Annotated in this window: 6 protein-coding genes; 1 reads left to right on the forward strand and 5 read right to left on the reverse strand. The window is 66.1% G+C overall.

Going from position 1 to position 5,738, the window contains the following annotated elements; translation table 11 throughout:
- Window positions 1-132 precede the first annotated feature (132 nt).
- Both ABIS05_RS12740 and ABIS05_RS12745 read right to left on the reverse strand, forming a co-directional pair.
- Complete coding sequence (locus tag ABIS05_RS12740) at window positions 133-735, reverse strand: lytic transglycosylase domain-containing protein (RefSeq protein WP_407074873.1); 603 nt, start codon at window positions 733-735, stop codon at window positions 133-135.
- Between the two features lie 5 nt (window positions 736-740).
- On the reverse strand, window positions 741-2,486 hold the full coding sequence (locus ABIS05_RS12745) for a proline--tRNA ligase (RefSeq protein WP_348012332.1): 1,746 nt from the start codon (window positions 2,484-2,486) through the stop codon (window positions 741-743).
- A gap of 140 nt (window positions 2,487-2,626) precedes the next feature.
- On the opposite strand from ABIS05_RS12745, the gene ABIS05_RS12750 reads away from it, so the two are divergent.
- On the forward strand, window positions 2,627-3,271 hold the full coding sequence (locus ABIS05_RS12750) for an RNA pyrophosphohydrolase (protein WP_348012333.1): 645 nt from the start codon (window positions 2,627-2,629) through the stop codon (window positions 3,269-3,271).
- A gap of 80 nt (window positions 3,272-3,351) precedes the next feature.
- On the opposite strand, the gene proB is transcribed toward ABIS05_RS12750, so the two are convergent.
- The 3 genes from proB to ABIS05_RS12765 form a co-directional block, all read right to left on the reverse strand.
- Window positions 3,352-4,467, reverse strand: coding sequence for a glutamate 5-kinase (gene proB, locus ABIS05_RS12755; RefSeq protein WP_348012334.1), 1,116 nt, complete (start codon window positions 4,465-4,467; stop codon window positions 3,352-3,354).
- Window positions 4,464-5,528 (reverse strand): Obg family GTPase CgtA, encoded by a 1,065-nt coding sequence (gene cgtA, locus ABIS05_RS12760; RefSeq protein WP_348012335.1) that lies wholly within the window; start codon window positions 5,526-5,528, stop codon window positions 4,464-4,466. The genes proB and cgtA overlap by 4 nt, the downstream gene beginning before the upstream one ends.
- Window positions 5,529-5,592: 64 nt before the next feature.
- Window positions 5,593-5,738, reverse strand: a 146-nt coding sequence (locus ABIS05_RS12765) for a 50S ribosomal protein L27 (RefSeq protein ID WP_348012337.1), incomplete at its 5' end; no start/stop codon positions are given.

Consider the following 5,738-nt stretch of genomic DNA (forward strand, 5'->3'; position numbering starts at 1 on the left):
GTCATGTCGCTCTACACCTCGCTGATGCAGCAGGCGGGCACGGCCAGCGTCGTGTTCTCCGTCTCGGCAGCTGCGAGCTCGCTGACCTACCCCGGCTCGCTCACGACGCACGCCTGAACGCACAGGCCAGGCCTACTTCTCGCCCGGCAGCAGCCACTGCCTGCGCGACGCGAACACCGCGTTCGGATACTCCGCCCGCCCGCGGCTGCCGTTGTAGCGGCCCAGGGCCAGGTACAAGTCGCCCTTCTCGACGTCGAGGTAGTGGCGCAGGATCACGCAGCCGAAGCGCAGATTGGTCTGCATGTGGAAGAGACCCGACGCATTGCCATCGCCGATGGCGCGCGTCCAAAACGGCATGACCTGCATATAGCCCCGCGCGCCGGCCGTGCTGATCGCGTACTTGCGAAAGCCACTCTCGACCTGGATCAACCCCAGCACCAGGCTGGGCTCCAGGCCCGCGCGCCGGGCTTCGTACCAGACGGTCTCCAGGAACTCGATGCGGATCTGCGTCTCGGTCTTGCGCTTCTTCAGCCGCTCGCTCATAGCGCCCAGCCAGCGCAGGTAGGCCATGCGCGCTTCGGTGTCGTCGAACTTCGGCCGGGGCGGCGCGGCCTGCGCGATGGAGGCGCTCAGGGCCGAGCGCATCGAGTCCATCAACGGCTCCTCGCGCTGCGCACCGGCACGAGCGCCGAGCGGCGCGGCGAGCAGGCCCACGAGAGCCAGGCGCCGATTCACGCGCGTCAAAGCTTCAGCAGGCCTTTCAGATGGCCGACGACATCGCCGACGGCCAGCTTGGTCGCCGCCTCGTCACGGCGACCCTGGTACTCGACCTGGCCTTCCTTCAGGCCGCGGTCGCCGAGCACCACGCGGTGCGGCACGCCGATCAGCTCCCAATCCGCGAACATCGCGCCCGGACGCTCGCCGCGGTCGTCCAGCAGCACGTCCACGCCCAGCGCCCTCAGCTCGTCGTAGAGCTTTTGCGCGGCGGCCTTCACGTCCTCGCTGCGGTCCATGCCGATGGGGCAGATGACCACGGTGAAAGGCGCAATGGCGTCCGGCCAAATGATGCCGCGCGCGTCGTGGTTCTGCTCGATGGCCGCACCCAGGATGCGCGTGACGCCGATGCCGTAGCAGCCCATCTCCATCAGGCGGGGCTTGCCGTTCTCGTCCAGGAAGGTCGCGTTCATCGCGGCCGAATATTTGGTGCCGAGATAGAACACATGGCCCACCTCGATGCCGCGCTGGATGGCCAGCACTCCCTTGCCGTCCGGCGACGGGTCGCCAGCGACGACGTTGCGCAAGTCGGCGACGACATCGGGCTCGGGCAGGTCGCGGCCCCAGTTCGCGCCGGTGAAGTGAAAGTCCACCTCGTTGGCGCCGCAGACGAAGTCGGCCATGTTGGCCACGGTGCGGTCGGCAACGATCTTCAGCGGAGCCTTCAGACCGATGGGGCCGAGATAGCCGGGCTTGCAACCGAAGTGCGTGTCGATCTCGCCGGCCGTCGCAAAGCGGAAGCCGCTCTTCAAGCCTTCGACCTTGCCGGCCTTGACCTCGTTCAGCTCATGGTCGCCGCGCACGAGCAGCAGCCAGACCTGGGTCTTGGCAATGCTGCCGTCTTTGTCGAGTTCGTCGGTGGCCAGCACCAGCGACTTGACGGTCTGCGCCAGCGGCAGGCTCAGCAGCTCGGCGACGTCCGCGCAGGTGCTCTTGCCCGGCGTGGGCGTCTTCGTCAGCGCCTGCGTCGCCGCACCGCGCGAGGCCGTCAGCGCAACGCCTTCGGCCAGCTCCATGTTGGCAGCGTAGTCACTGGTCGGGCAGTAGACGATGGCGTCCTCGCCCGTCTCGGCGATGACCTGGAACTCATGCGAGCGGTCGCCGCCGATGGCGCCGGTATCGGCGGCGACGGCGCGGTACTGCAGGCCGAAGCGGTCGAAGATCTTGCCGTAGGCCGCGAACATGTTGTCGTAGCTGCGGCCTGCGGCGTCGACGTCACGGTCGAAGGAGTAGGCGTCCTTCATCGTGAATTCGCGGCCGCGCATCAGGCCGAAGCGGGGCCGGCGCTCGTCGCGGAACTTGGTCTGGATGTGATAGAAATTTTTCGGCAGCTGGCGGTAAGAGCGCAGCTCCTGGCGGGCGATGTCGGTGATGACTTCCTCGCTCGTCGGCTGCACGATGTAGTCGCGGCCATGGCGGTCTTTCACGCGCAGCAGCTCGGGGCCCATCTTGTCGAAGCGGCCGGTCTCCTGCCACAGCTCGGCGGGCTGGATGACGGGCATCAGGCACTCGACGGCACCGGCCGCATCCATCTCCTCGCGGATGATCTTCTCGACCTTGCGGATGACACGAAGCCCCATCGGCATGTAGTTGTAAATGCCCGCACCCAGGCGCTTGATCATGCCGGCGCGCATCATCAGCCTGTGGCTGACAACCTCGGCATCTGCAGGAGCTTCTTTGAGCGTAGAGACGAAAAACTGGGAGGCTTTCATGGGCAGACCAAATGCAAAGGCCGGGTGCAAACCCGGCCGAAGTCACAACGAAATAGAGGCAAATCTTCGGGTTAGCGAGGGCCGCACCGCAATCGCGGCCCGATGCAATAATCGAACCAACTAGAGATTTGAGGTTGATTATGCTCGACCGTGAAGGCTTCCGCCCCAACGTCGGCATCATCCTGCTCAACCACCGCAACGAGGTCTTCTGGGGCAAACGCATCCGGACGCACTCGTGGCAGTTCCCGCAAGGGGGCATCAAACACGGCGAGACGCCTGAGCAGGCGATGTTGCGAGAGCTCCACGAAGAGGTGGGGCTCATTCCAGAGCATGTGCGCATCCTCGCGAGAACGCGAGACTGGCTGCGCTATGAGGTGCCCGATCACTTCATCCGGAGAGATGCGCGCGGCCACTACAAGGGCCAGAAACAGATCTGGTTCCTGCTGCAGATGGTCGGCCGCGACTGCGACATGAATCTACGCGCTACCGATCACCCGGAGTTCGACGCCTGGCGTTGGAACGACTACTGGGTGCCGCTGGAGGCCGTCATCGAGTTCAAGCGCGGCGTTTACGAGATGGCGCTGACGGAACTCGCGCGCTTCCTGCCGCGCATCAACCACCACAACCGCTATCTGCGCGCTGGCATGCGGCCGGTGCACCGAGGTGAGGGGCGCATCAGCGGGCCGATGCCGCTGGACGCGACATCAACACCGCCCGACGGCGAATCGCCGGACGACTCAGCGCAGGACCAGATCGTGTCTGCGCCGCAATTCGGTCGCCCCTAGCGAAGCACCGTTGCGGCTGTGCCGCAATGTCGCTGCCGGCGGCGGCGCCAACTTGTGACTGCGCCGCAATTTGGCTACTCCTACCGGAGTACCAAATTGTCTCGATGGATCAGCTCGGGCTCGGCCGCATAGCCAAGCACGCTCTCGAACTCGGATGACGGCTTGCGCGCAATCAGCCGCGACTCCGTGCCCGAGTAGTTGGCCAGCCCGCGGGCCAGTTCCGTGCCGTCCGGCGCCAGCACAGCGATGACGTCGCCGCGGTGGAAATCGCCCTGCACCTCGGTGACGCCGATAGGCAACAGGCTCTTGCCCTCGCCACGCAGCTTCGTCACGGCACCCGCATCGATGCGCACGGCGCCGCGCATCTGCAGGTGGTCGACCATCCACTGCTTGCGCGCCGCCAGCTTGGGCGTGGCGGCATGCAACGCCGTGCCGATGGCCTCGCCGCGCGCCAGACGCAGCAGCACATCGGGCTCGCGCCCCCAGGCAATGACGGTGCCTGCACCACTGCCCGCCGCGCGCTTGGCCGCAAGGATCTTGGTGATCATGCCGCCCCGGCCGATGCTGGACCCAGCGCCGCCAGCCATGCGCTCCAGCTCGGGGTCGCCCGCCTCGGCGGTGTCGATGAAGCGCGCGTTCGGGTCCTTGCGCGGGTCGGCAGAGTACAGGCCGCGCTGGTCGGTCAGGATGACCAGCGCGTCGGCCTCAACGAGGTTGGCAACCAGGGCGCCCAATGTGTCGTTGTCGCCGAACTTGATCTCGTCGTTGACGACCGTGTCGTTCTCGTTGATGACCGGCAGCACGCGATGTGCCATCAGCGTCAGCAGCGTGGAGCGGGCATTCAGATAACGCTCGCGGTCCGCCAGGTCGGCGTGCGTCAGCAGCACCTGGGCGCTGTGCATGCCGTGCGCACTGAGCTGGCTCTCGTACATCTGCGCCAGGCCCATCTGGCCCACGGCCGCAGCGGCCTGCAGTTCGTGTAGCTCCTTGGGCCGCGTCGTCCAGCCCAGGCGCTTCATGCCCTCGGCGATGGCACCACTGGACACCATGATCAGCTCGCGCCCTTCGCCCGCTAACGCCGCAAGCTGGCGGCTCCAATTCGCGATCGCCTCGGCATCAATGCCCCGGCCTTCGTTGGTGACGAGGCTGGAGCCGACTTTGACGACGATTCGGCGTGCGCTGGACAGCAGGCTCATTCAGCGGGATCTTTGGACTCGAAACGGATGTCGGGCTCTTCGAGCACGCGCTGTTCGGCGGCAACGTGGTCGTAGATGGCGTGAATCAAAGCCTGACAGCCCGCGCGGGTCAGCGCCGAGATCTCGAAGACCGGCCCCTTCCAGCGGTAGCGCTTGACGAACTCCTTCACGCGAGCAGCACGCTCGTCCTCGGGAACCATGTCGAGCTTGTTCAGCACCAGCCAGCGCGGCTTGGCATGCAGCGCGGGGTCGTACTTCTTCAGCTCAGCAACGATCGCCTTCGCTTCCTTGACAGGATCGACCTCGGGGTCGAAGGGCGCCAGATCGACGACGTGCAGCAGCAGCCGCGTGCGCTGCAGATGGCGCAGGAACTGGTGGCCCAGGCCGGCACCTTCGGCGGCGCCCTCAATGAGGCCGGGGATGTCGGCGACGACGAAACTCTTCTCCGGCCCCACGCGCACGACACCCAGGTTGGGGTGCAACGTCGTGAACGGGTAATCGGCGATCTTGGGTTTGGCGTTGGACACCGCCGTGATCAGCGTCGACTTGCCCGCATTCGGCTGGCCCAGCAGGCCGACGTCGGCCAGCACGCGCAGCTCCATGCGCAGCTTCTTGACCTCACCCGGCCAGCCGGGTGTCTTCTGGCGCGGCGCGCGGTTCGTCGAGGTCTTGAAATGCAGGTTGCCGAAGCCCCCGTCGCCGCCCTTGGCGAGCAGGATGCGATGGCCCGGCTCAAGCAGTTCGCCGATGACGGACTCGGTTTCGAGGTCCGTGATGATGGTGCCGACCGGCACGCGCAGGACGACGTCGTCTGATGCCGCGCCGAAGCAGTCGGAGCCCCGGCCGGCCTCGCCGTTGCGCGCCTCGTGGCGGCGCGCGTAGCGGTAGTCGATGAGCGTGTTGAGGTTTTGGTCGGCAACTGCGTAGATGCTGCCACCGCGACCCCCATCGCCGCCGTTGGGCCCACCGAAGGGGATGAACTTCTCGCGCCTGAAACTGGCGCAGCCCGCGCCACCGTTGCCTGCGGCAACGTCGATCGTGGCTTCGTCGACGAATTTCATGGCTGGATGGTAGAAGCAAAAAAGCCCCGGCACGCCGGGGCTTCTGGGGCCGCAACGCGGCGGATCAGAGCGGGCAGATGTTGACTGTCTGGCGGTTCAGCGCGCCCTTAATCGTGAACTTGACCTGGCCGTCGACGAGTGCGAAGAGCGTGTGATCCTTGCCCATGCCGACATTGGTGCCGGCATGAAAACGCGTACCGCGTTGGCGAA

The organism is Roseateles sp. (genome assembly GCF_039929605.1).
In the GTDB taxonomy this organism is placed as follows: Bacteria; Pseudomonadota; Gammaproteobacteria; order Burkholderiales; family Burkholderiaceae_C; genus Pelomonas.

Bases quoted from the DNA above. Each gene is read 5' to 3' on its own strand.
- cgtA (WP_348012335.1), bottom strand. From the start codon at position 5,528: ATGAAATTCGTCGACGAAGCCACGATCGACGTTGCCGCAGGCAACGGT.
- ABIS05_RS12745 (WP_348012332.1), bottom strand. From the start codon at position 2,486: ATGAAAGCCTCCCAGTTTTTCGTCTCTACGCTCAAAGAAGCTCCTGCA.
- proB (WP_348012334.1), bottom strand. From the start codon at position 4,467: ATGAGCCTGCTGTCCAGCGCACGCCGAATCGTCGTCAAAGTCGGCTCC.
- ABIS05_RS12750 (WP_348012333.1), top strand. From the start codon at position 2,627: ATGCTCGACCGTGAAGGCTTCCGCCCCAACGTCGGCATCATCCTGCTC.